We start from the raw sequence: 22,889 nt of genomic DNA, 5'->3' as shown, positions 1-22,889 counted from the left end.
TTGATCAGGTGGACGACCCGCATCCCGAGTTCGATGGTGAACTGGCCCTGGTGAGCGGCGAAGTCCCAACCAAAGAATGCTAGCCAGCAAAATAGGAAAACGGAGAAGCGCATAATCAGAATATGCTAAATTAGACAAATTTAATGAACGTTAAACACGTATTCCCGCCGCCATCCCCAAGGCCAGTCGAATGATCCAGCCCGTGGGTGCCCTGGCGTTTGCTTCTACGCCCGTGATGCCCTTTGCTGAAACAGGCATCAAAACGTTGGTCAAACAGCTTTCATATAAAGCCTGCCACCGTTCGGGTTTTTCGTTCGGCAATGGAACCTGGAGGAGCGGGCCCGTTGGTAAGGCATGGCTAGACCCGATAGCTAGGTTTGGATCAACCAGGCATAGTTCTCCACAGTTAATCCCGGCTCCCGGACCTATTTTGTTGCAGGAGTTTCCGAGACTCGCTTATTAGGAATTCCTTATGGAACGCCGGTACGCAATTCGAAGAGTCAGAGATGGGCTCTGGGAGGTCTACGACATAGACAATGACAAGGTTGTGCTCGTGGGTGGCGTGGCCTTGACAAATTTATTGGATGAAGAGGCGCTCGACGCCTTGGACCTGATAATGGGTGGATTCCTGACCCCGCGCCAATCCAGGAGGGCAAAGCGATAAACAACAAATTCACATCGTTCGCTGTGCCATAGTTTGCGTTCTCAGACGCGCACGCTGATTATCAGCGAAAGCAACGGCATCTGCCTCCCGTTGAAAGGCTCTGGAATATGTTTTGCCGCCTCTTCCTGCTATGCGAACAAACCACTCGCCTAAGGATTGGCTGACTTCTACAGATGGAAAAGACGGTTCGATTTTGCTGTCGGCCATGGCCTTCCTTTAAAATCTGGCAGCTTCGGAATGTCTGACCAAACCCGTCCCGCCCATTTACGGCAGCGGCGAGTCGCCCAGAGGATCGCGGGACCTGCCGGGCTGTTTGTTCGCCCCGCTGATGTGCCGTTGCAATTGCAATGCCAACTTACCTGATCCACGACGAGACACTGTCCAGATGGCGGCCCAGCAAGCGCTGCCCTACAGCGGAGAACACCTTGCGCGTCCTGGCGCCCGCCAGCGCGTTGCCCCTACCGTTGTCGTCATGCGGTCCTTCTGATCTGGCTCAATCCAGTCACCGTCTCTGCCAGTTATCTGCGGTCAGGAATATGTCAGGAGTAAGATTGTCTCTTCCAGATATTGAATGGTCCGTCAGCGATGCGCCGCACCAACAGCAAGTCAAAGATGGGGGCTCAGGCCGACAACCTTCCCAGCAGAAATAAGCAAGAATCGCGCCGATAGCGAACTCAATTCATCTCACCCATAGACCGCGCTTGGTTGAGGTGCCGCTAGCTATCAGCTATCGACAATAACCATGAGCGAATTTCAGCCGTGGAAAATTTCTGGGTTTTGCCCCATCTGCCAGAAGAACACAGAGTTCCTGGCAAAAGGTTCCTGGCTGCGTGACCAGTTGGTCTGTACATCCTGCCCGCAGGGATCAATCCCTCGGGAACGAGCGCTGGCGCTCATCCTCAATGAGCTGAGACCCGACTGGCGCGGCTTGCATATCCATGAGTCTTCGCCCGTAGGCAGGGGCATATCCGCGGTCATGAAACGTGACGCACGGCACTACATTGCCTCTCAATACTTCCCAGATCAGCCGTTCGGGTCAATGCACAACGGGGTTCGCAACGAGAATCTCGCAAGCCTGACTTTTGATGATTGTAGCTTTGATATCACGGTAACGCTTGACGTGATGGAGCACGTATATCATCCGGACAAAGTAACTTCCGAGGTTTTTAGAACCCTGAGACCCGGTGGAATTTATATTTGTACTTTTCCGGTCCGGAAGTCTCAAACCAGCGCGTGGGAACGCAGGTTCATCCAGCATGCGGATGGAACGAGAGAGCATTTGAAAGCGCCGGAAATCCACGGAAATCCGATTAGCAACGAAGGTTCAATCGTGACCATCGACTACGGCTACGATTTGCATCTGGCGATCGTGGAATGGGCACCATTTGACGCTCGCGTGTATCGCTTCGCCGATCGCACACATGGTATCCTTGGCGAATACACAGATCTGATTGTCTGCACCAAGCCGGCTTCAGCCGTCAGAGGCAGGACAGCCCTCGAACCAACACGCCCAGCAACGGGGCTTAATCGCTGGCTTGCTCGCTTTGCCAAACGGGCTCGCTCACCTAGTCACTGATCAACCGGCCAGGCGTCCGACGCTGCACGTAGAGTCCGATTCCCTTGCCGCGTCCAGAAGGAAAGCCGCCCGGTGTCATGTGGCTGTTGTCGAATGGCCGAGCGCGCGAACCCCGGTAGCGCAAATAGGGGCCGGCTCGCTTTCAGCCGCAGGATTAGTGTCCAGGTTCCCCAGCCAAGCCTTTTTTTCGTTATTTTTCAATTACTTAGAAAGCATAAGAAAATTCTAAGTGTTACAGCCAAGTGGCTGTTCCACATGGATTAGATGAGGTCCAATAAGGCGCTGGGCAGCCCATTGGTTTGCCCTGTAAGCCGCCGCTTCGCGAACACCGCCTGCCCGCATGTTCATTTTTGAACCGCCTCTCCTTATGCTAAGATACTAAAACCGCCTCGAAAATGCTGCGCCAAAGATGAGCTTTTATCAGTTCAGAGGGTGCCCAATGAAACTCGCGTCTCTTCGCGTTTTCCTGATGATAGTCGGACTGTTGCCCGGGTTTGCAACTAGCAGCCATGCGTCAACGCTAACGATCGCAGACTCGGTGACACAGAGATGTATCTATTATACACCCCCTCCGGGGGAAAGACGATGGACTGAGCGGTTCGGTTGTATTGGGGTAGTTGTTTTTGTCGACGCGCCAACTGACAAGACTTGGACATGCGCTTTTAACATAGACGTCTACTATAAGATTGAATATGGTGGAAAACCTTATCAGATAATAGATGGACTGAGCAGCAGCAGTGGAACGTGCGCTATAACATATAATGTAGTTGGCGATCCGACAAAAGTATTTCCCTCCAGTCCAGCCCCTACTTCTCCAAATAATACACACATGCAGTCTATTTTTTGGGTACTCGGGCCAACATTAGACACTACTAGGCTTTGCGCGGCCTTTGCGCAATCTACAAAGCGATTTCCTGTATACTGCAGCCCTTTCGTCATGTATTAAGCGCTCGCCACCGCTCCTGCTTATCTGCTGGAGCCAGTTCTGGAAGTTCAATGGGTCTCCCCGAGATCGTCGGCTGCATAGCCTATCAGCGCTTCGGCTTCGTCGCCTTCGATCTGACCAGCCGCGACCAGCCGAAGCAGGCTTGCTCGGCGCGGTGCGAATAGTGCCTGGGTGTCGGCAACGGCGCTTGATCCGGTACCTGCCCGTTCGCGGTCGTCGGCCTCTAGCTCTGCCTGATAGTGCGCCTTGGCCGCGCTGGTTACGGTCGGTCTGGTCGCCGCAAACTTTGCTTGGGCGTCATCGATCATCGCCAGAAAACCATTGATGACGCCGTGCGCCGCCCGTTCTGCCGATCGTTTGTCGGCGTCTAGCGGTGTGACTAGTTCGCGCTTGCCGATAATCTCACGTAGGTCGAGCGGCACCGTGACGCGGACGACATATCGGCCGCGCTGGAAACTGACGTATTTCATGGTGCTGGCTAGCCTTTTTGTAGCAAGCATAGTTGCACCATTTGGGGCTGAAAGCCTTACAACACAAGGGTTTTCTTTGGGAATCAATGCCTTAAGGATGGGCTGGCGGAGAGAGCGGGATTCGAACCCGCGTTACGGTCTCCCGTAAACACACTTTCCAGGCGTGCGCCTTCAACCACTCGGCCACCTCTCCGTCCTTGCCTTCGCGCCGGCCGGTTTCGCCGCGCGGGTTGGGGAGATGCATCTCCTTGGGGCTGCGGCGCGGATTTTCCGAACCATGGACGCCGCCCAACCAGCGGACATCCTTCCCCGGCACCTGAGCCGTCGAAGCAACAGGCGCGGGGCTCATCTAGTCGATCCCGCGCCGAATGCCAAGCCATAACGGCAGTCTATTCGCTTTGCCGGCCACATGGCGTTTCGCGAGGCCGCCGCCGCACCCGTTTCCGGGGTGCCCGCACCCCGAATGATGTGCACAGGCAAGGCAGCAGGACCCGCCGTGCTTGACTTCGCCGCCGGCCAGCTGTCGAGTGACGCAGAGGCTTTGCGGGGGCATCGTCCCGATATGACATCAAGCAGCGGACAACCGGGCAGTGGACAGGCGCCAGCCGGGCGCCCGGGCAGCGACCTGTCCTATGTCCCGGTGGGCTGGCTCATCTTCGTCATGGCGTGGTCCGTCTATGGCCTGGCCTCGGCCTGGTGGCTGGTCGGCAATTCCGGACTGCCGGACAAGGTCCTCTATTTCCTGCTTGGCGGGCTCGTCGCCAATGTCATCATCATCCTGTGGGGGCTCTACCTGCTCGGCCTCGCCTTCGGCCGCTCAGGGCGCTTCCCCCGCCATTTCACTATCTGGCAGATCGCCCTCATCGTCTGGGTGCTGGCAAGACAGGCCTATGTGCTCACCGTGCCCGATTTCGTCTTCTCCGCCAGGAGCCTGGGCATCACCGCCATCGAGATCGGCGTCGGCCTGCTTTGCATCTACCTGCTGCGCCGCGGCTCCGGCGCCGAGACCGTCTACGCCAAACCGGAAACCGAGGCGCCGCCGGTCCTGGTTTCCATTGCCGCCGCCTTGCTCGGCATCGTCCTCGGCGCAGCCATCGGTGCCGTGGGCGGTTTCTTCGCCGGCTCGGTGATCGCCGACGTCGCAGAGGTGAGCTGCTTCGAAGGCGGCTGCGGCTATTTCGCTGCCTTCTTCGGCCTGGGCGGCCTGGTGGTCGGCGCCGTTGTCGGTGGCATTCTTGCCGTCTGGCTCGTTCACCGGCGCAGGCGCAAGCCGGCGGCATAGGGAGAGGAAGCCCTTCAAATTCGAGTATCGCGGTTGCGGGCAAGCCGTGCGCACTCTATTTCTCGTTTCGGGACACGTGCCGGAGATCCCGTCCAGGATCGGCCGGGGGAGAGCTTGATGTTTCGCTTCATTTTTCGTCTTGCCGCCATGGTCGCGCTTTCGGTTTCCGTCATCATGGCGGTGCTCGACACGACGCGCACGGTGGCGGCTTCGGCGCTTGTGCTGACCCCGCTCAACGCCAGCTGGCTGGCGGTCTCGCCGTACACGCGGGCGGCCTTCGAAACCTTCGTCCGCGCCAAGGCCAGTCCGCTGCTGTGGGATGGCGCCATTGCCTGGGTGCTCAACCAGCCGGGCTTTGCCGTGTTCGCCGTGCTGGCTTTCCTGCTCTACGCCATCGGCTACAGGCGCCAGCGGCGCACGGGCCAATTCGCCGCCAACTGATCAATTTTCTTGCATCCTGACGGGAAGGAAGACCGCGCATGTTCTTTCTCAGCGACATGCTGAACAAGAAGCTCAATCTGCCAAAGCCGTCCGAGGCTTTGCCGGGTCGTGCCAAGGCGATCCCGACAACGTCCAAGCACCATGTCCTGAAACGGCCGCTCAAGGGCCCCTACCCCGAGGGGCTGGAGACGGCGATGTTCGGGCTCGGCTGCTTCTGGGGCGCCGAGCGCCTGTTCTGGCAGATCGAAGGCGTCTGGGTCACGGCCGTCGGCTACGCCGGCGGCATCACGCCCAATCCGACCTATCAGGAAACCTGCACGGGACTGACTGGCCATGCCGAAGTGGTGCTGGTCATCTTCGACCCCAAGATCATCTCCTATGCCAACCTTCTGCGGCTGTTCTGGGAAAGCCATGACCCGACGCAAGGCATGCGCCAAGGCAACGATGTCGGCACCACCTACCGCTCCGCGATCTACACATCCGGCGATGCGCAATTCCAGGCGGCGAACGCCGCTCGCGATGCCTATCAGGCCGCGCTGCGCGGTGCCGGCCACGGCCGGATCACCACCGAGATCGCGTCGGCGCCCACCTTCTACTTCGCCGAGGCCGATCACCAGCAATATCTGGCGAAGAACCCTTACGGCTACTGCAACCTCAAGGGCACCGGCATCGCCTGCACCATGCCGGCCGCCACCGCCTGATGGCTCACGCGCAACGATAGGACTGCGGCACAGCTTGCCCGTGGCACGCTTTTCCAAAAGGTCAAAATTCCGCGTGAATTTTGTTTCGGGCCGTGCCAGATTGCCGCCGAGCGGGAGGGGAATACACTCCTGGCTGACGTCGCATGCCTGCCGCAGAACCGGGCAGGCAGGCGGGGCGTAACGGAAAAAATAACCGACAGGGTGTGGATCACATGAAACGTATCGTTCTCGGCCTCCTGGCCGCAACCGCAATGGTTCTTCCGGCTTTCGCCGCGGATGTCCAGCCGGCCATCCTCTATGATCTGGGCGGCAAATTCGACAAATCCTTCAACGAGGCAGCCTTCCATGGCGCCGAGAAATTCAAGACCGAGACCGGCACGCCCTATGTCGAGTTCGAAGTGTCCAACGCCTCGCAGCGCGAGCAGGCGCTGCGCCGCTTCGCCGAAGACGGTCACAACCCGATCGTCATGGCCGGCTTTGCCTGGGAGGATGCGCTGAAGAAGGTCGCGGCCGAATATCCCGATCTCAACTTCGCCATCATCGACGATGCCGTCGACCTGCCCAATGTCCGCTCGCTTGTATTCAAGGAGAACGAAGGCTCCTACCTCGTCGGCATCATGGCCGCGATGGCATCGAAGTCGAAGAAGGTCTCCTTCATTGGCGGCATGGACATCCCGCTGATCCGCAAGTTCGAATGCGGCTATGTCGGCGGCGCCAAGTCGGCCGGCGCGACCGACGTCATCCAGAACATGACCGGCGACACGCCGGCCGCCTGGAACGATCCGGCCAAGGGCGGCGAAATCGCCAAGACGCAGATCGACCAGGGCTCCGACGTGGTCTACGCCGCGGCCGGCGGCACCGGCGTCGGCGTGCTGCAGGCGGCGGCTGATGCCGGCAAGCTCGGCATCGGCGTCGATTCCAACCAGAACGGCCTGCAGCCCGGCAAGGTTCTGACCTCGATGATGAAGCGCGTCGACGTTGCCGTCTACACCGCCTTCATGGACGGCAAGAACGGCACCTTCAAGGGCGGCCTCGAGAATCTCGGCCTCAAGGAAGGCGGCGTCGACTACGCCATGGACGACAACAACAAGGCGCTGGTCACCCCTGAGATGAAGGCTGCCGTCGAGAAGGCCAAGGCCGACATCATCGCCGGCAAGATCCAGGTGCACGACTATACGGCTGACAACGCCTGCCCGTATTGATCGGCAGCGCCATACAGCCATGATCTGCAACCGCCGGGCGCAAGTCCGGCGGTTTTGCGTCGGCCTACAATTTCCCGACGAGGTAGCCGAGCGCGAAGACCGCGATCAGCACTATGGCGATAACAGTGCCGCGCCGGCCGCCGAGCGAATGCACGCCAACGCCGTATGGTGACCGGGACAGGCTTCGGATCACCGGGCGCGGCTTGGCGTCATTGCCACCCAGGCCAACACTGCGCATCTGCGGCAATTCGGCCAGACGTTGCGCCACCAGCGCCCAATGATTGGCGGGCAAGGCGGGTTTTTCGGCGCGGTCGAAGACATGCATGCGCTCGGCAAGCCGCACCACCGCATCACGGAAGGCAGGGTCGATCTCGAGATCGCGCTCGGCCCGTTCCCGTTCCTTGTCATTCATCAGGCCGAGCACATAGTCGCCGGCCCGTGCGATGCGATCGCTTTCACTGGCCATGATTTGCGCCCTCCCCTTTTCCTCACCAGTGCGGCGGCTTGGTCACGGGCACTTCGGGTGCCGACTGCTCCTCCAGCGCCAGGAAGCGGTCGGTCAGCGCGTCGAGCTTGCGCTGCATGCGCTCGATCACCGTCCACTGCTCGGCGATCTGGCCCGACAGCTCCTCTATGGTGTTTTCCTGCTCGGCGGCGCGGATTTCCAGCGTCGTCAGCCGGTCGGCGGGCATGATCATTCGCAATCCCTGATCTTGCACCCCAATGCCTTGCATTGTGATGCGAATTTCGACTTCGTCATATTAGCGAATATGAAGCCTGCGGACACGTTGGAAATTGACAAGCGCACTGGGATTTGCCGAGAGTGGACGCTGCTCCGCCAATTGGCACGGGCGGAGCGTCATGCTAGGCGTTTTGACCAAGCGATAAAAAAATAAGAGTGGGACTGGCTGCATGGCGCAAGCCGCAATCGAACTGATCGGCATCAACAAGAGTTTTGGCGCCGTGCGCGCCAACCGCGACATCAATCTGGAGATCGCGCGTGGCACCATCCACGGCATTGTCGGCGAAAACGGCGCCGGCAAGTCGACGCTGATGTCGATCCTCTACGGTTTCTACCAGGCAGACAGCGGCGAGATCCGCGTCGGCGGCAAGCCAGCATCGATCAAGACCCCCAACGACGCGATCGCACTCGGCATCGGCATGGTGCACCAGCATTTTATGCTGGTCGACAATTTCACGGTGCTGGAGAACATCATCCTCGGCGCCGAAAGCGATGCGCTGCTGAAGCGCAGCATCGCCAAGGCGCGTTCCGAGCTGGAGCGGCTGGAACGCGAATACGGTCTTGAGGTCGATCCCGACGCCATCATCGAGGAACTGCCGGTCGGCCTGCAGCAGCGCGTCGAAATCCTCAAGGCGCTCTATCGCGGCGCCGAGATCCTGATCCTCGACGAGCCGACGGGCGTGCTCACACCGGCCGAGGCCGACCATCTGTTCCGCATCCTCAAGCAGCTGAAGGATCAGGGAAAGACGGTGGTGCTGATCACCCACAAGCTGCGCGAGATCATGGCCATCACCGACACCGTGTCGGTTATGCGCCAGGGCACGATGGTGGCGACCCGGGAAACGAAGAAGACCACTGTCGAGGAACTGGCCGAGCTGATGGTCGGGCGCCGCGTGCTGCTCCGGGTCGAGAAGGGCGAGGCGGAAGCCGGCGCCGTCAAGCTCGCGGTCAAGAACCTGACGGTCAGGGATTCGCGCGGCGTCACCATGGTCGACGACATCTCCTTCGACGTGCGCGCCGGTGAAATCGTCGGCATCGCCGGTGTCGCTGGCAACGGCCAGTCCGAACTGCTCGAGGCGATTTCCGGCATCAGGCACGCCGTTTCCGGCTCCGTCATGTTGGACGGCAAGCCGATCGATCTCACCGGCAAGGCCGACCCCGGCGAATTGCGCGATCGAGGGCTGGCCCATGTGCCGGAGGACCGCCATCATGTCGGGCTGGTGCTGGCCTTCGAGGAGAACGAGAATTCCATCCTCGGCTATCACGACGACCCCCGCTATCTCAAAGGGCCCTTCCTCAACGTCGACGCCATCATGGCCGACGCCAGGGACAAGATCGAGAAATACGATATCCGGCCAAGCAATCCGCGCCTGAAGACGGCGAATTTCTCCGGCGGCAACCAGCAGAAGATCGTGCTGGCGCGAGAAATGGAACAGGACCCCGGCGTGCTGATCGTCGGCCAGCCGACGCGCGGCGTCGATGTCGGCGCCATCGAATTCATCCACAAGCGCCTGATCGCCATGCGCGACCAGGGCAAGGCGGTGCTGGTGGTCTCGGTCGAGCTCGACGAGATCCGTTCGCTCTCCGACCGCATCCTGGTGATGTTTGCCGGCCGCATCGTCGGCGAGCGCGGCCCGGAGGCGACCGAGGGCGAGCTTGGCCTGCTGATGGCGGGCGTCGAGCGCCAGGAGGCTGCGCAATGAGCACGCCTTACGCCAAATTGCCAGCCTGGGCCGACTATGGGCTAATTCCGCTGATCAATCTGTCGGTGGCCTTCATCGTCGCCGGCTTCGTCGTGCTGCTGGTCGGCGAGAACCCGTTCCGCGCCGCCGTCATCCTTGTCGAGGGCGCCTTCGGCAAGGGGACAGGCATCGCCTTTACCCTCTTCTATGCCACCACCTTCATATTCACCGGGCTCTCGGTGGCGGTGGCGGCGCATTGCGGCCTGTTCAACATCGGTACCGAGGGGCAGGCCTATATCGCCGGCCTCGGCATCGCCATCGTCTGCCTGTCCTTCGACAGCACGCTGCCCTGGTGGCTGACATTTCCGCTGGCCATCGTCGCTTCGGCGGTTGTGGGCGCGTTGTGGGCGCTGATCCCCGCCTATCTGCAGGCCAGGCGCGGCTCGCACATCGTCATCACGACCATCATGTTCAACTTCATCGCCGCCTCGATCATGGTCTACCTGCTGGTCGGCCCATTGAAGCCGGCGGCCTCGCAAGCGCCGCAGACGCGTAACTTCTTCGCCGGCGCGGAATTGCCGAAGCTCAACTGGATCATCGAATTGTTCGGCGCCAAGATCCGTTCGGCGCCGCTCAACGTCACCTTCCTGCTGGCGCTGGTCATGGCGTTCCTGGTCTGGCTGCTGATCTGGCGCACCAAGCTCGGCTATGAGATGCGCACCTATGGCCACAGCCCGAAAGCAGCGCGCTATGCCGGCATCTCGGAAACCCGCATCATCATCACCGCGATGATGATCTCAGGCGCATTGGCCGGCATGATGGCGCTCAATCCGGTGATGGGCGACCAGCACAATGTCGCGATCGACTTCGTCTCCGGCGCCGGCTTCGTCGGCATCGCCGTGGCGCTGATGGGGCGCCTCCATCCGGTCGGCATCGTGCTGGCGGCGGTCCTGTTCGGCATGCTCTATCAGGGCGGCGCCGAACTCGCCTTCGAGATGCCGGCGATCAGCCGCGACATGATCGTCATCATTCAAGGTCTGGTGATCCTGTTCGCCGGCGCGCTGGAACACATGTTCAGGCCTTATATCCAGGCGCTGTTCGCCTCGTTCAGTCCGCGGTCGGTCGGCATGGAAGCGGTCAAGGGAAAGGGCGCCTGAGATGGATGTCTTTATCGCCATCGTGCAGATATTGGACTCGACCATCCGCTTGTCGGTGCCATTGCTGCTCGCCTGCCTCGCAGGCCTCTATTCGGAACGCGCCGGCATCTTCGACATCGGCCTCGAAGGCAAGATGCTGGTCGGCGCCTTCGCCGGTGCCGCCGCGGCTTCCGTGTTCCATTCAGCCTTTCTCGGCCTTGGCACGGCGATCCTCATCTCGGTCGCCTTTGCCATGGTGCATGGCTTCGCCTCGATCACCCACCGCGGCAACCAGATCGTGTCCGGCGTGGCCATCAATTTCATCGCCGCCGGATCGACCATCATCCTCGGCCAGGCCTGGTTCCAGCAGGGCGGGCGCACGCCGGCGCTGCAGCCGGGCGAGCGGTTCGACGCGATTGTCTGGCCCGGCGCCGAGGCGGTCAGGGACGTGCCGATCATCGGGCCGATCTATGCGGAACTGATCTCAGGGCATTCGCTGCTGGTCTACCTCGCCTTCCTGATGGTGCCGTTCACCTGGTGGGTGCTGTTCCGCACCCGCTTCGGCCTGCGGCTGCGCGCCGTCGGCGAGAATCCGGCTGCCGTCGACACCGCCGGCATTTCGGTCGCCTGGCTGCGCTACCGCGCCCTGATCTGCACCGGCATCCTCACCGGCGTCGCCGGCGCCTATCTGTCGATGGTGCAGAATGGCGGCTTCGTGAAGGACATGACCGCCGGCAAGGGTTATATCGCGCTGGCCGCGCTGATCTTCGCCAAGTGGAAGCCGGTCAACGCCATGTTCGCCTGCCTGCTGTTCGGCTTCCTCGATGCGGCGGCAATCCGTCTGCAGGGATCACCGCTGCCGATCATCGGCAAGGTGCCGGTGCAGTTCATGCAGGCGCTGCCCTATATCCTCACCGTCATCCTGCTCGCCGGCTTCATCGGCAAGGCGATCCCGCCGCGCGCTGGCGGCGTGCCCTACGTCAAGGAACGCTGAGGGTCGATGGCCCGGCGCGAGGCAAGCGCCGGGTTTTGGACACGATCATCGGAGAGAACAACTGAAATGTCGCATGATCTGTTCGAAGCGGCCAGGACCGCCATGGCCAAGGCCTATGCGCCCTATTCGAAATTTCCGGTGGGCGCCGCCCTGCGCACCGAGGACGGGCGCGTCTTCACTGGCGCCAACATCGAGGTCGCCTCCTATCCGGAGGGCTGGTGCGCCGAGACGACCGCGCTTGGCCACTACATCATGGCTGGCGGCGGCAGAATCGTCGAAATCGCCGTGCTTGCCGAACGCATGGCCAAATGCTCGCCTTGCGGCGGCTGCCGCCAGCGGCTGGCCGAATTCTGCCGGCCTGACACAAAACTCTACCTCTGCGACAACACGGGCGTCGCCGAGACCGTGACCATGGGCGAGATGCTGCCCTACGGCTTCCGCGGCGACATCCTGAAATGAAGTGCTGGCTCAAATGAAGTGCTGGCTCAAATGAAGTGCTGGCTGGAATGACGGATTGGCTCAAATGAAGCGATGCCTGCAATGACCGAAAAGGCGGTGGACCATCTCATCGAAAGGCTGGACGGCCTGGCGCCATCGACAGCACTGGTGCTGGGGTCGGGCCTCGGCGTGCTTGTCGATCGGATCGAGCACCCGATCCGCGTCCCCTATGCCGACCTGCCCGGTTTTCCCAGGAGCGGCGTCAGCGGCCATGCCGGCGAAGTGGTGGCGGGGCTGTTTGCCGGCGTGCCGGTGCTGATGCTTTCGGGTCGCGCTCACTATTACGAGCACGGCAATGCTGCGGCGATGAGGCCGGTGCTGGAAGTGCTCGCCGGCATCGGCATCACGAAATTGATCCTCACCAATGCCGCTGGCTCGGTCGATCCTGACATGCCTCCGGGTTCGGTGATGCTGATCACGGACCACATCAACTTCTCCGGCAGCAATCCGCTGATAGGCGAGCCCAGCGACCGCCGCTTCGTCGGCCTCACCGAAGCCTATGATGCCGGCATCCGCAAGGCGATCGAACGCGCCGCGAAGGCAACCGGCACCACGCTGCACAAGGGCGTCTATATGTGGTTTTCCGGCCCCTGTTTCGAAACGCCGGCCGAAATCCGCATGGCGCGCATCATGGGCGCCAATGCGGTGGGCATGTCGACCGTGCCGGAAGTCATTCTCGCCCGCTTCCTTGGCCTGCGCGTCGCCGCCTGCTCGGTCATCACCAATTTGGCCGCCGGCATGACCGGAGCCGAACTCTCGCACCAGGAGACCAAGGATATGGCGCCGGTCGGCGGGTCGCGGCTGGCAACGGTCCTGCACAGAGTATTCCGTGACGGGCTGCTGGAGAGCTGATGCTTCCGCAGGAAATCATCCGCCACAAGCGCGACGGCCACAGGCTGTCTGCTGGTGAAATCGCCGCCTTCATCGACGGCGTGACCTCGGGCGCCGTCACCGATGGCCAGGTCGCGGCTTTCGCCATGACGGTGTTCTTCAACGGCATGAACCGCGACGAGGCCGTGGCGTTGACGCTGGCCATGCGAGATTCCGGCGATGTGCTCGACTGGTCGGACCTGCCCGGCCCGGTCACCGATAAGCATTCGACCGGCGGCGTCGGCGACAATGTCTCGCTGATGCTGGCGCCGATCGTCGCCGCCTGCGGCGCCTATGTGCCGATGATCTCCGGCCGTGGCCTCGGTCATACCGGCGGCACGCTGGACAAGATGGATGCGATTCCCGGATACACCAGCCAGCCGGATATCGCGCTGTTTCACAAGGCGGTGCTGGAAACGGGCTGCGCCATCATCGGCCAGACCGCCGATCTGGCGCCGGCCGACCGCCGGCTCTATGCGATCCGCGACGTCACCGGAACCGTCGAATCGGTGCCGCTGATCACCGCCTCGATCCTGTCGAAGAAGCTGGCCGCCGGCCTGGGTTCGCTGGTGCTCGACGTCAAGGTCGGCAACGGCGCCTTCATGGAGAAGTCGCGTGACGCCACCGCGCTCGCCAACAGCCTCGTCGAGGTCGCCAGCGGCGCAGGGCTGAAGGTCTCGGCGCTGATCACCGGCATGAACGAGCCGCTGGCCTCCGCCGCCGGCAATGCCGTCGAGGTCCGCAACGCCGTCGATTTCCTCACCGGCCGTCTGCGTGACCGGCGGCTGGAGGATGTGACGCTGGCGCTGGCCGCCGAAATGCTGCAGTCGGCGGGACTGGTGTCGTCCAACCAGGATGGCATGCGGCGCGCCACGGAGACGCTTACCAGCGGCCGCGCCGCCGCCACCTTCGCGCGCATGGTGGCGGTGCTTGGCGGCCCTACCGATTTCATCGAGAGACCGGAAAAATACTTGGCCCTGGCGGCAACGGAATTCGCGGTCAAGGCGACGGCGAATGGCTTTGTCACCGGCATCGCCACCCGCGACATCGGCCTTGCCGTGGTTGGTCTGGGCGGCGGGCGCACAAGGCCTGACGACAAGATCGACCCCAGCGTCGGCATCACCAGGCTGCTGCCCATAGGCGCGGAAGTACACGTCGGAGATGCTCTGGCGCTGATCCACGCCCGCTCGCCCTCCGATACCGAAGCGGCCGCCGCCGCCGTGCTTTCGGCCTATGCGATCGGCGCCTCGAAACCAGCCGCGGACAAAACCGTCATCCGGCGGATCCTGCCGCGCGGGTAATTATTGAACAAGCAGCAGTGTGCCGTTTTCGGCCTGGTATTTGCCGAGCCGGTTGAGGAAGCTCATGCCGATCAGGTTGGTGCGCAGCGCCTTGTCGTCGAGCACGATGGCCTGCACACCGTCGACGCTGATGCTGCCGATCTGCAGGCGATCGATCGTCACCACGGCCGCCTTGATCGAGCCGTTGGCGGTGTTGACCTCGTGGCTGAAATCGGACGGATTGAGCGACAGCCCGATCCTGCGCGCCGTCGACGTATTGACCGCGACCAGTGTCGCGCCGGTGTCGATCATGCCATCGACCTGACGGCCGTTGAGTTTGAAGGTCGACGAGAAGTGTCCACGGCCGTCCGCGGCCACGACGACCTTGCGGCCGGTCGGCAGCGGTGCCGCCGGCTTGTCGGGAACGGACGCCAGGCTGACTTCCGGCTGCGTCTCGACCTCTGGTTTGGCCGTCACCGCCGATTTCAGCAGGTTTTCGAATATCTGCGGATTCGACTGGTAGACAATCGGGATCGATGCCGATGTCCCGGCAAAAAAGCTGAGAATGAGAAGCTTGCGCAGCATGGATCGGCCTTTGTGATGGCCGATCCTTTAGCCCCGTATGGTGTTTGCCGCTTTAACGTCCGCCGAAACTATGCCGTTGCGTAAACATTTGGTAAATAGTACCAGGCAACTTTGCCTGGTACTACTTGGTCCCGTACATGCGGTCGCCGGCGTCGCCGAGGCCCGGCATGATGTAGCCCTTCTCATTGAGCTGGCGGTCTATGGACGCGGTGAACACCGGGACATCCGGATGCGCCTTGGTGAAGCGCTCGATGCCTTCGGGCGCCGCCAGCAGGCACAGGAAGCGGATGTTGGTGGCGCCGCGCTGCTTCAGCTTGTCGATCGCTGCGATCGCCGAATTGGCGGTCGCCAGCATTGGATCGACGACGATGACCAGCCGGTCGGCGAGATCGCTCGGCGCTTTGAAAAAATACTCGACCGCTTCCAGCGTTTCGTGGTCGCGGTAGAGACCGACATGGGCGACGCGCGCCGCCGGCACCAGGTCGAGCAGGCCTTCCAGCAGACCGTTGCCGGCGCGCAGCACCGAGGCGAAGACCAGCTTCTTGCCCTCCAGCGTCGGCGCTTCCATGGTCTCCATCGGCGTTTCGATCGTCGTCGTCGTCAGTTCGAGATTGCGGGTAACCTCATAGCCGAGCAGCAGCGATATCTCGCGCAGCAGCCGCCGGAAGCCGGCAGTGGAAGTCTCCTTCTTGCGCATGATGGTCAGCTTGTGCTGGACAAGCGGATGGTCGACGACGGTGACGCCCTTCATGATTTTCTCCTGATGCGTGTCGCCCGAAACTGCGCGCATAGATCCCCGGGGATCCGTCGCGCTTCAAGCTGCCTGGGCGAACCCTAACGACAATGTACCGGCCAAGGAACCGCTTGGCCGCCATCGACCACAGTTTTGTCGGAAGAAAATCAGCGCGCCGCGCCGTTCAGCCTAGCGAGAAGCGCTGTCTTGGTCTTCCTGTCGACGAAGGCGGCTTCGATAGCGGTTCTGGTGACGGCCGCCAGCGCCTTCTCGTTCATCGCAAAATGCTCCGCTGCAATATCGTATTCGCGCTTCAGCGAAGTCCAGAAATAGGGCGGATCGTCGGAATTGAGCGTCACCTTGCAGCCGGCTGCCTGCAGGGCGGGAAACGGATGGTCGGCAAAACTGTCGAACACCTTGAGCGCGATGTTGGAGCCGGGGCAGCATTCCAGCACGATGCCCTCGTCGGCGATACGCCGGACGAGGTCCGGATTCTCGATGGCGCGCACGCCGTGGCCGATACGTGAGGGGCGGATATGGTCGAGCGCCGCCTGCACGGTCTCCCAGCCCGTCAACTCGCCGGCATGGATGGTGATGCCAAGCCCGGCCTCGCGGGCGATCTCGAAAGCCCTGACATAGTCCTCCATCTCGCCTATGCGCTCGTCGCCGGCGACGCCGAAGCCGGTGACCAGCGGATGCCCGCAGCGTGCCGCGAAGCGCGCCGCCTGCTCGATCGACTCGACGCCGACATGGCGCACGCCGGTGACGATCATGCGGCCCTCTATGCCGGTCTTGGCCTTGGCGCGGAGCATGCCTTCGCCGAGCGCGTCGGTATAGGCCTTGGGCGACAGGCCGGCTTTCGTCGCATGGTCCGGCGAGGTGAAGACCTCGGAATAGATGGCGCCATCGCGGGCCAGGCTGGTCAGATAATGGTCGGCCAGCCGCGCATAATCCTCCTCGGTGCGGAACAGATCGGCGGAAAAATCGTAAGCCGCGAGGAAGGACGTAAAATCGTGCCAGACAAACGAACCGTTCTGGATATAGGGCGAGGTATCCTTGCCGTATTTCTGCGCCTGGCGGATGACGAGTTCGGGCGCCGCTGCCCCTTCAATGTGGCAGTGCAGTTCCGCTTTCAAAGGCATTCAAACATCCCGTCGGTCAGTCCAGGTCTTGAAAACCCACCACCTGGAAGCGCGGCTGAACACCGCGCCTTAAACAATAGCGCCCACAGCATCGATCGGCTATGGTCCCGCCGGTTTTATGACGGATCAAAAAAATGTCAGTTGAGAGAACCACGGCCGCGGGTGGCATGGAAACCTCCTATGGTTTCAAGCGTGTAGGGGAAGGCGAGAAGCAGTCCCTGGTCAACGATGTTTTCCACAAGGTCGCCAACCGCTACGACCTGATGAACGACCTGATGTCGGCCGGCCTGCACCGGCTGTGGAAGGCTGCCATGGTGACATGGCTCAATCCGCCGAAACGGCCGGGCTGGAAGGTCTTGGATGTGGCCGGCGGCACCGGCGACATCGCCTTCCGCATCGTCGATGCCAGCCATGGCAACGCGCATGCCACGGTGCTCGACATCAACGGCTCGATGCTCAGTGTCGGCCGCGATAGGGCGCAAAAGAAAGGCCTGTCCGGCAACACCGATTTCGTCGAGGCCAACGCCGAGGAATTGCCCTTCGCCGACGCCACATTCGATGCCTACACCATCGCTTTCGGCATCCGCAACGTGCCGCGCATCGATGTCGCGCTCAGCGAAGCGTTCCGCGTGCTGAAGCCAGGCGGCCGGTTCCTGTGCCTGGAATTTTCCGAGGTCGAGATGCCGCTGCTCGACAAGGCCTATGAAGCCTGGTCGTTCAACGCCATTCCCAGGATCGGCAAGATGGTCACCGGCGACGGCGAGCCCTATTCCTATCTGGTCGAGTCGATCGCCAAATTCCCCAACCAGCAGAATTTCGCGGCGATGATTTCCCGCGCCGGCTTCGACCGCGTTTCCTTCCGCAACTATTCCGGCGGTATTGCCGCGCTGCATTCGGGCTGGAAGCTTTGAGGCGGCATCGCATTTCCCATCCTCGATATAGCTCGTGTCGGTCGCAAGGCCCGGCCTGGGTGCAGCCATGAGCAGCGTCGGCGCTGGTTTCAGGCTCGCACGGGCCGGCTGGGTGCTGGTGCGCGAGGGCGTCATCGCCGCTCTGCCGGGCGAGGAACTGTCCGGCCTGCCGAAATTCGGCTGGCGGCTGGCGCGGCTGTTTACCCGCCGCCGCGCACTCGCCTATGAGCGCAGCGACCGGCTGGCCAAGGCGGTCGTCCGGCTCGGCCCGTCCTATGTCAAGCTCGGCCAGTTCCTGGCGACGCGGCCCGACGTCGTCGGCAACGACATGGCGCTCGATCTCGCCATGCTGCAGGACAAGATGCACACCTTCCCGAAGGCCGAGGCGGTCGCGGCCATCGAAGCCTCGCTCGGGCGCAAGGTGGGCGATCTCTACGCCGAGTTCGGCGACCCGGTCGCCGCCGCTTCCATCGCTCAGGTCCATACCGCCGAAGCCATCCATGACGGCGTTGCCACCAAGGTCGCGGTGAAAGTCATCCGGCCCGGCGTGCGCCGCCGCTTCTTCCATGACCTCGAAAGCTATTTCCTTGCCGCCCGCCTGCAGGAGAAATACATCCCCTCCTCTCGCCGGCTGCGGCCTGTCGAGGTGACCGAAACGCTGGCGCAGACCACCAAGATCGAGATGGATTTGCGCCTCGAGGCGGCGGCACTCTCCGAACTTGGTGAGAACACCAGGGACGATCCGGGCTTCCGCGTGCCATCCGTCGACTGGGAGCGCACCGGTCGCGACGTGTTGACGATGGAATGGGTCGACGGCGTCAAGATGAACAACATCGCAGGCCTGGAGGAGGCCGGCCATGATCTGAAGGCGATCGCCGCCAATCTTATCCAGTCGTTCCTGCGCCATACTTTGCGCGACGGCTTCTTCCACGCCGACATGCATCCGGGCAATTTGTTCGTCGAGGCGAACGGCACCATCGTCGCCGTCGACCTCGGCATTGCCGGACGTCTCGGCAAGAAGGAGCGCCGCTTCCTCGCCGAAATCCTCTATGGCTTCATCACGCGCGATTATCTGCGCGTCGCCGAAGTGCATTTCGAGGCCGGCTACGTGCCGCGCCAGCACAATGTCGCGGCCTTCGCGCAAGCGATCCGCGCCATTGGCGAGCCGATCCATGGCCAGCCGGCCGAGACCATCTCCATGGCCAAACTTCTGACGCTGCTGTTCGAAGTGACCGAACTCTTCGACATGGCGACGCGACCGGAACTGATCCTGCTGCAGAAGACCATGGTGGTGGTCGAAGGCGTGGCGCGCACGCTCGATCCGGCCTTCAACATGTGGAAGACAGCCGAGCCGGTGGTCGGCGGCTGGATCGCCGGCAACCTTGGCCCGCGTGGCATGATGATCGATGCGCGCGACGGCGCCAAGGCGCTGTTGACGCTGGCTCGCCAGGTGCCCGAGCTTGCCACGCGCACCGACCGGCTGTCGCGCGAGATCGACCTGATGGCCGAGCACGGGCTGCGCTTCGACGAGACCACGGCGCGTGCCATCGGCAAGGCCGAGGCCCGCTACAGCCGCTCCGGCCGCGTCGCGCTGTGGGTGATCGCGCTGACGCTGGTCTATATCGCCTGGAAGCTGCTCTGACGGCATGCTGGCAATGACAGCACTGCTGTCATTGCAGTCAGCGAGCGAGATCGCTATATTGCGTGCAGGAGCGCGACTATGGCTAGGATTACCGTCCGCAACCTGGAAGACCATGTCATGCAGCGGCTGCGTGAACGCGGCGCCGCGCGCGGCGTTTCCATGGAGCAGGAGGCGCGCGATGTGCTCGCGGCATCCGTTGGGCTTCCGACCACGAAAGGCTTTGATCGTCGTGGCCTGACATTCAAGGACGAGATCGGGGTTCGACCGGCGGCAGGGATGCAAAAGTAATCATGGGCACCCTGACCATTCGCAACCTCGACGACGATCTGAAGCAGAAGCTGCGCGAGCGAGCTGCCCGGCATGGCGTGTCGATGGAGCAGGAGGCGAGAAACCTTTTGCTCAAGGAGGTGGCGCCGGCCGGCGAACATGATGACGGTGCCGTGACGGCGGAGGAAATCCTCGAATTCGGCCGACGACTGCAAAAAGTGGATTTCGATCAGAAGAAACTCACCGATGATCTCTGGTCTTTCGTTGAGGAGGACTGACCGTGGTGGTCGACACCTCGGCGATCCTGGCTATCCTGAAGCAGGAACCTGACGCACCAGCGATCGCCCAACGCCTCGCCGGAAATCAACGTATATTGATGAGCGCCGCGACCCTGATGGAGTGCGGCACGGTTGTTGTTGGACGCTATGGCGCGGCCGGCACAGCAGCGTTAACAGGCCTTCTGGCAAGACTGAAAGTCACGATTGTCGCTCTCTCTGCCGAACATGCGCAGGCTGGGATTGAAGCCTACGCACTCTATGGCCGCGGCAGTGGCCACCGGGCAAAACTCAACATGGGTGATTGTTTCGCCTATGCCCTCGCCAAGACCCAGAACCTGCCGCTGCTTTTCAAGGGCAATGATTTCATCCATACCGACATCGAACCGGCGCTGAAGCCGGAATGACATTGGAAAAGAACTGGTCTCAGCCATGAGCCTCTCCGGCAAGCGCATCCTGCTCATCATCGGCGGCGGCATTGCCGCCTACAAGGCGCTCGACCTGATCCGCCGGCTGCGCGAGCGCGGAGCCGCGGTGCGCGTGGTAATGACATCAGCGGCACAGGAATTCGTCACCACGCTGTCTGTTGGCGCGCTCTCGGCCGACCATGTCTTCACCGAATTGTTCGACCGCAATGACGAGCATGATGTCGGCCACATCAGGCTGTCGCGCGAGGCCGACCTTCTGGTGGTCGCGCCCGCCACCGCCGATCTGATGGCCAAGCTTGCCAACGGCCATGCCAACGATCTTGCCTCGACCGTGCTGCTGGCCACCGACAAGCCGGTGCTGATGGCGCCGGCGATGAACCCCAGAATGTGGGCGCATCCGGCCACCCGCCGTAATCGCGCGACATTGGGCAAGGACGGCATCAGCTTCGTTGGCCCGGCCAGGGGCGAGATGGCCGAAAGCAATGAGGCCGGCGAAGGCCGTATGGCCGAGCCGCTGGAGATCGTCGCCGCGGTCGAGACGCTGCTCGATGCCGGCCCAAAGCCACTGTCGGGGCGCAAGATCATCGTCACCTCCGGCCCGACGCATGAGCCGATCGACCCCGTGCGCTACATCGCCAACCGTTCGTCCGGCAAGCAGGGACACGCTATCGCCGCAGCATTGGCGAAGCTGGGTGCTGACGTACGGCTGGTCTCCGGTCCGGTCAGCATTGCCGATCCGGCCGGTGTGAAGACCGTCCATGTCGAGCGTGCGCAGGAGATGCGCGATGCGGTCGAACAGCTTCTGCCGGCGGACGCGGCAGTGTTCGTCGCCGCCGTCGCCGACTGGCGCAGCGAGAATTCGGCCGGTGAGAAGATCAAGAAGGTGGCGGGCGAAGGCCCGCCGGTGCTGCGCATGGTCGAGAATCCCGACATCCTTGCCGGCGTCGGCCATCACAGCCAGCGGCCCGGCCTGGTCATCGGCTTCGCCGCCGAGACGCAGGATCTTTTGCGCAACGCAGAGGCCAAGCTCAGGAAGAAAGGTGCCGATTTCATCGTCGCCAATGATGTGTCGCACGAAAGCGGCATCGGCCCTTCAGGTGTCATGGGCGGTGATCGCAACCGGGTGCGGATCGTGTCGAAGGCCGGCGTCGAGGAATGGCCCGAAATGACCAAGGACGAGGTGGCGGCGCGGCTCGCCGCCCTCATTGCCGAGCGGCTGAAAACGATCGTCGTTTGACAAGTGTTGGCGGAAGCGTCTGCCGCCAACACTTACCGGTGACCTCAGCCGTCAGTTGGACAAGAGCTCCGCCGTACGGGCGAGCGCCCCGCTGAAACCGTTGAGCGGAATGGAAAAGCTCACCGCTTGTCCGGTATCGGCCGCGAAGGCATCGATCTTCAGCGTCGTGCCGTTCTTGAGCAGCGGCGTGACATTGGCGTCGAACGCCACCGGCACCAGGCAGCCGACCACCTGGCAGGTGTTGAACGCCAGGCTGCCGTCGAGCTTCTGGTCGTCGATGGTCAGGTTGACGCCCTTGGCGAGCGCCAGGCCAAACGGCAGGGCAAGGGTCCCGGTGGCGTCGTCGCCAGTCTTGCTCGACAGCTCGATCGCCAGCAGCCGCTGGTTGCTTTGCTTGTTGAACTGCTGATGCGACAGGCTGCAGACCTTGTTCGTGCCCGATATCTGGCAATTGACCGTCCAGTCGCCATGGGTTTCGGACAGAGCCGATGCCCCGCCGGGCAGTTGCGGCGCATCAGCCGCAGCAGGCGGCGCGGCCACTTTGTCGCCCTTGGTCTGCGCGGCCATGGCCGGCAGCCCGACAATGCAGGCCGCACCCAGCATCGCTGCGAAATACGCGTATTTCCTCATCAAGACCTCTCCCGCCCGGCTCCGTCTCGAGCCAGCCTAGAAACTGACCTTGAGAGACGCGCTGGCTGCATTCTGTTTGATCGTTTCCCCGAAGGCGCCGTTATACCTGACGGACATGCCGACACCGTTGACGCCATTCAGCTCGAGGCCGGCGCCGACCCGATAGAGCGGCGAATCGATCGCTTCCGTCAAGTGCAATGCGGGGTTGCCGGGCAGATTCTCCGCCGCCGCGAAGCGGCCTTCGATCTCCCACTCCTTGTTGGAGAACTCCACTCCGGCCTTTCCATGGAGGCGAACGCTGGCAATGTCGCTGAGCGCAATGTCGGTGCCGATCTCCAGAGCCGGGGGCGCCGAATAGTACATGTTGGCGCTGCGCCGCTGCCCACGGACGGGGCGATGGCGACCGAGTCCTTGCCGGTCGTGGTGATCGTGCCGGTGCGGATTACTGTGACCAAAGCTTTCCGACGGCGATACGCGGCCACCGGCCGGATGGCCAGGACAGGGCGGAGGCGTGATTGATTTCAAGGCGACCGATATGCCGGCCATGGCATCGCC

General features: G+C 62.2%; 25 protein-coding genes and 1 tRNA gene. 17 read left to right on the top strand and 9 right to left on the bottom strand.

What is annotated here, in order from left to right; genetic code table 11:
• Nucleotides 1–1,406: 1,406 nt before the first annotated feature.
• Nucleotides 1,407–2,240 (top strand): class I SAM-dependent methyltransferase, encoded by an 834-nt coding sequence (locus DBIPINDM_RS24045; protein ID WP_258581550.1) that lies wholly within the window; start codon nt 1,407–1,409, stop codon nt 2,238–2,240.
• A 993-nt stretch (nt 2,241–3,233) separates the two neighbouring features.
• Here the strand turns inward: DBIPINDM_RS24045 and DBIPINDM_RS24040 are convergent.
• Together DBIPINDM_RS24040 and DBIPINDM_RS24035 are read right to left on the bottom strand one after the other, a co-directional pair.
• A complete protein-coding gene (locus DBIPINDM_RS24040; protein ID WP_258581549.1) occupies nt 3,234–3,656 on the bottom strand; it encodes a DUF6538 domain-containing protein in 423 nt (140 codons plus the stop codon).
• Between the two features lie 103 nt (nt 3,657–3,759).
• Nucleotides 3,760–3,849 (bottom strand) — tRNA-Ser (locus tag DBIPINDM_RS24035).
• A 303-nt stretch (nt 3,850–4,152) separates the two neighbouring features.
• Between DBIPINDM_RS24035 and DBIPINDM_RS24030 the strand changes: the two genes are divergently transcribed.
• The 4 genes from DBIPINDM_RS24030 to DBIPINDM_RS24015 all read left to right on the top strand — a co-directional run bounded on the left by DBIPINDM_RS24030 (nt 4,153) and on the right by DBIPINDM_RS24015 (nt 7,282).
• Complete coding sequence (locus DBIPINDM_RS24030; protein ID WP_258581548.1) at nt 4,153–4,938, top strand: hypothetical protein; 786 nt, start codon at nt 4,153–4,155, stop codon at nt 4,936–4,938.
• A gap of 117 nt (nt 4,939–5,055) precedes the next feature.
• The gene (locus DBIPINDM_RS24025; protein WP_258581547.1) at nt 5,056–5,379 is read left to right on the top strand and encodes a hypothetical protein; all 324 of its coding nucleotides are present in this window, start codon (nt 5,056–5,058) and stop codon (nt 5,377–5,379) included.
• 38 nt (nt 5,380–5,417) lie between these two features.
• Nucleotides 5,418–6,080, top strand: a complete 663-nt coding sequence (gene msrA, locus DBIPINDM_RS24020; protein WP_258581546.1) for a peptide-methionine (S)-S-oxide reductase MsrA — start codon at nt 5,418–5,420, stop codon at nt 6,078–6,080.
• A gap of 212 nt (nt 6,081–6,292) precedes the next feature.
• Nucleotides 6,293–7,282, top strand: coding sequence for a BMP family lipoprotein (locus tag DBIPINDM_RS24015; RefSeq protein WP_258581545.1), 990 nt, complete (start codon nt 6,293–6,295; stop codon nt 7,280–7,282).
• A 64-nt stretch (nt 7,283–7,346) separates the two neighbouring features.
• On the opposite strand, the gene DBIPINDM_RS24010 is transcribed toward DBIPINDM_RS24015, so the two are convergent.
• Together DBIPINDM_RS24010 and DBIPINDM_RS24005 are read right to left on the bottom strand one after the other, a co-directional pair.
• The gene (locus DBIPINDM_RS24010) at nt 7,347–7,748 is read right to left on the bottom strand and encodes a hypothetical protein (RefSeq protein ID WP_258581544.1); all 402 of its coding nucleotides are present in this window, start codon (nt 7,746–7,748) and stop codon (nt 7,347–7,349) included.
• A gap of 22 nt (nt 7,749–7,770) precedes the next feature.
• Nucleotides 7,771–7,977, bottom strand: a complete 207-nt coding sequence (locus DBIPINDM_RS24005; RefSeq protein WP_258589328.1) for a SlyX family protein — start codon at nt 7,975–7,977, stop codon at nt 7,771–7,773.
• 217 nt (nt 7,978–8,194) lie between these two features.
• Here DBIPINDM_RS24005 and DBIPINDM_RS24000 point away from each other — a divergent pair, with 217 nt between their 5' ends.
• The 6 genes from DBIPINDM_RS24000 (at nt 8,195) to deoA (ending at nt 14,505) form a co-directional block, all read left to right on the top strand.
• Complete coding sequence (locus DBIPINDM_RS24000; protein WP_258581543.1) at nt 8,195–9,727, top strand: ABC transporter ATP-binding protein; 1,533 nt, start codon at nt 8,195–8,197, stop codon at nt 9,725–9,727.
• Nucleotides 9,724–10,863: an ABC transporter permease gene (locus DBIPINDM_RS23995; protein WP_258581542.1), complete on the top strand. Its 1,140-nt coding sequence runs from the start codon at nt 9,724–9,726 to the stop codon at nt 10,861–10,863. Before DBIPINDM_RS24000 ends, DBIPINDM_RS23995 begins: the two co-directional genes overlap by 4 nt.
• Nucleotide 10,864: 1 nt before the next feature.
• Nucleotides 10,865–11,836, top strand: a complete 972-nt coding sequence (locus DBIPINDM_RS23990; protein ID WP_258581541.1) for an ABC transporter permease — start codon at nt 10,865–10,867, stop codon at nt 11,834–11,836.
• Nucleotides 11,837–11,902: 66 nt separating this feature from the next.
• Nucleotides 11,903–12,295 (top strand): cytidine deaminase, encoded by a 393-nt coding sequence (gene cdd / locus DBIPINDM_RS23985; RefSeq protein ID WP_258581540.1) that lies wholly within the window; start codon nt 11,903–11,905, stop codon nt 12,293–12,295.
• 81 nt (nt 12,296–12,376) lie between these two features.
• Nucleotides 12,377–13,186: a purine-nucleoside phosphorylase gene (locus DBIPINDM_RS23980; protein ID WP_258581539.1), complete on the top strand. Its 810-nt coding sequence runs from the start codon at nt 12,377–12,379 to the stop codon at nt 13,184–13,186.
• Entirely contained in the window at nt 13,186–14,505 is a 1,320-nt protein-coding gene (gene deoA, locus DBIPINDM_RS23975) for a thymidine phosphorylase (RefSeq protein WP_258581538.1), read from the top strand. The genes DBIPINDM_RS23980 and deoA overlap by 1 nt, the downstream gene beginning before the upstream one ends.
• Here the strand turns inward: deoA and DBIPINDM_RS23970 are convergent, their stop codons facing one another.
• The 3 genes from DBIPINDM_RS23970 to DBIPINDM_RS23960 form a co-directional block, all read right to left on the bottom strand.
• A complete protein-coding gene (locus DBIPINDM_RS23970; protein ID WP_258581537.1) occupies nt 14,506–15,069 on the bottom strand; it encodes a TIGR02281 family clan AA aspartic protease in 564 nt (187 codons plus the stop codon).
• A gap of 121 nt (nt 15,070–15,190) precedes the next feature.
• The gene (gene upp / locus DBIPINDM_RS23965) at nt 15,191–15,820 is read right to left on the bottom strand and encodes a uracil phosphoribosyltransferase (protein WP_172234653.1); all 630 of its coding nucleotides are present in this window, start codon (nt 15,818–15,820) and stop codon (nt 15,191–15,193) included.
• A gap of 149 nt (nt 15,821–15,969) precedes the next feature.
• The gene (locus DBIPINDM_RS23960) at nt 15,970–16,944 is read right to left on the bottom strand and encodes an adenosine deaminase (protein WP_258581536.1); all 975 of its coding nucleotides are present in this window, start codon (nt 16,942–16,944) and stop codon (nt 15,970–15,972) included.
• A 134-nt stretch (nt 16,945–17,078) separates the two neighbouring features.
• On the opposite strand from DBIPINDM_RS23960, the gene ubiE reads away from it, so the two are divergent.
• The 6 genes from ubiE to coaBC all read left to right on the top strand — a co-directional run bounded on the left by ubiE (nt 17,079) and on the right by coaBC (nt 21,704).
• Nucleotides 17,079–17,855: a bifunctional demethylmenaquinone methyltransferase/2-methoxy-6-polyprenyl-1,4-benzoquinol methylase UbiE gene (ubiE, locus tag DBIPINDM_RS23955; protein WP_258581535.1), complete on the top strand. Its 777-nt coding sequence runs from the start codon at nt 17,079–17,081 to the stop codon at nt 17,853–17,855.
• Nucleotides 17,856–17,922: 67 nt separating this feature from the next.
• A complete protein-coding gene (gene ubiB / locus DBIPINDM_RS23950) occupies nt 17,923–19,497 on the top strand; it encodes a 2-polyprenylphenol 6-hydroxylase (protein WP_258581534.1) in 1,575 nt (524 codons plus the stop codon).
• 78 nt (nt 19,498–19,575) lie between these two features.
• Complete coding sequence (locus tag DBIPINDM_RS23945) at nt 19,576–19,785, top strand: FitA-like ribbon-helix-helix domain-containing protein (RefSeq protein ID WP_258581533.1); 210 nt, start codon at nt 19,576–19,578, stop codon at nt 19,783–19,785.
• A gap of 2 nt (nt 19,786–19,787) precedes the next feature.
• Entirely contained in the window at nt 19,788–20,042 is a 255-nt protein-coding gene (locus DBIPINDM_RS23940) for a FitA-like ribbon-helix-helix domain-containing protein (RefSeq protein WP_258581532.1), read from the top strand.
• Nucleotides 20,043–20,044: 2 nt separating this feature from the next.
• Complete coding sequence (locus DBIPINDM_RS23935) at nt 20,045–20,446, top strand: type II toxin-antitoxin system VapC family toxin (RefSeq protein ID WP_258581531.1); 402 nt, start codon at nt 20,045–20,047, stop codon at nt 20,444–20,446.
• Nucleotides 20,447–20,471: 25 nt separating this feature from the next.
• A complete protein-coding gene (gene coaBC, locus DBIPINDM_RS23930; RefSeq protein ID WP_258581530.1) occupies nt 20,472–21,704 on the top strand; it encodes a bifunctional phosphopantothenoylcysteine decarboxylase/phosphopantothenate--cysteine ligase CoaBC in 1,233 nt (410 codons plus the stop codon).
• A 51-nt stretch (nt 21,705–21,755) separates the two neighbouring features.
• Here coaBC and DBIPINDM_RS23925 read toward each other — a convergent pair whose 3' ends face one another.
• Together DBIPINDM_RS23925 and DBIPINDM_RS23920 are read right to left on the bottom strand one after the other, a co-directional pair.
• Nucleotides 21,756–22,334, bottom strand: a complete 579-nt coding sequence (locus DBIPINDM_RS23925; RefSeq protein ID WP_258581529.1) for an invasion associated locus B family protein — start codon at nt 22,332–22,334, stop codon at nt 21,756–21,758.
• A 36-nt stretch (nt 22,335–22,370) separates the two neighbouring features.
• Entirely contained in the window at nt 22,371–22,880 is a 510-nt protein-coding gene (locus DBIPINDM_RS23920) for a hypothetical protein (protein ID WP_258581528.1), read from the bottom strand.
• Nucleotides 22,881–22,889 lie beyond the last annotated feature (9 nt).

The sequence above is a fragment of the Mesorhizobium sp. AR02 genome (assembly GCF_024746835.1).
Classification (GTDB): domain Bacteria; phylum Pseudomonadota; class Alphaproteobacteria; order Rhizobiales; family Rhizobiaceae; genus Mesorhizobium.
Note: the sequence above shows the minus strand (reverse complement) of the source record. Positions and strands in the feature narration are given on the sequence as shown.